The sequence below is a fragment of the Falsiroseomonas sp. genome, assembly GCF_030695085.1.
In the GTDB taxonomy this organism is placed as follows: domain Bacteria; phylum Pseudomonadota; class Alphaproteobacteria; order Acetobacterales; family Acetobacteraceae; genus Falsiroseomonas.
Map to the genome: position 1 here is coordinate 1 of NZ_JAUYTS010000124.1, position 1,090 is coordinate 1,090.

Annotated in this window: 2 protein-coding genes; both read right to left on the reverse strand. The window is 71.8% G+C overall.

All coding sequences use genetic code 11. The features are described 5' to 3' along the window. Positions 1–599 (reverse strand): site-specific integrase (locus Q8S40_RS13725; RefSeq protein WP_305670835.1); only part of this gene is annotated, 599 nt, incomplete at its 3' end. After that, the coding region (locus tag Q8S40_RS13730) for a DUF484 family protein (RefSeq protein WP_305670836.1) at positions 581–1,090 on the reverse strand (510 nt) is incomplete at its 5' end. The genes Q8S40_RS13730 and Q8S40_RS13725, both read right to left, overlap by 19 nt.

A 1,090-nucleotide genomic window follows, 5' to 3' on the forward strand; every position in this document is an offset into this window, starting at 1 on the left:
ACCATCCGGGTCTTGCCGCCCTTGCCGGTGATGCGCAACGTCTCCGGAAGCGGTGCGTCGGCGAACGTCAGGGACAGGGCTTCCGAGATGCGCAGGCCGCAGCCGTAGAGCAGGGTCAGCACCGCCCGGTCGCGGGCCGCCTCCCACGGTTCGGCGTCGGGGTCGGCGTCGGGCTCCTGCAGCAGGCCGCGGGCCTGGTCCTCGCTGACCGGCCGGGGCAGGGAGGGTTTGATGCGCGGGCCGCGCACCAGGGCCAGCTGCGGCGCGGGCGTGGCGCAGCGCCGGTCGAGGAAATTGTGAAAGGCGCGGATGGCCGACAGGGTCTGGCTGATCGACCTTGCGGCCAGCGGATGGTCGCCGGAGCGGCGCTCGGCCAGATGGGCGCGAACCTCTGCCGCCGTCACGGTTCCCAGATCGGCGAGGCTTTGCGACCCGCCGCGGTGTCGGCCGAGAAAGGCCAGATAGAGGCGGCCGATACGGCCATAGGCCTCCAGCGTCCGCGGCGAGAGCCGGCGCTCATGCGCGAGGTGCTCCAGCCAGGCGGCGAGAGCCTCGTCTGCGTTCAGGCCCCTTGGGGCGGTCAATTCAGGATCGGCCATCGCTCGGCTGTCCGTTCCACCACCCGGGCGATGAAGGCCACCAGTTCGCAGCCCATGGTGGGGGTGAAGCCGTCCTCTTCGGGCGAGCCGAAGGCGCAGACGGCGTGGCGGGGGGGCGTGTCCGCGCCGGGGAATTGCGGAGCCATGCGGATCAGGGCGACCGACTTCACCTGATCCTCGGCCGCGCCGAACAGGTTGAGGCCGTCGAAATTGGGACCCAGCCAGGTCAGGCCATGCTCGCCCAGCAGGGCGTCAACGCCGCCCGGTTCCAATCCGCGCCAGCCGAACGGCACGCCGCCGGGCTTCTCAAGCGCGATGGCCGCGCCGGCGAGGCCGAACCGCCCTTGCGCCACCGCATCGAGGCGGCGGGCGAGGTCGGAGGGGTTGCGCGATTCCATCAGGTCGAGGGCGGCGACATGGGTCTGGGTCTGGGCGGCGAAATTGGCCCGGGCGATGGACTCGATGCGTTTGCGGGCGTCGGCCTCGCGCTC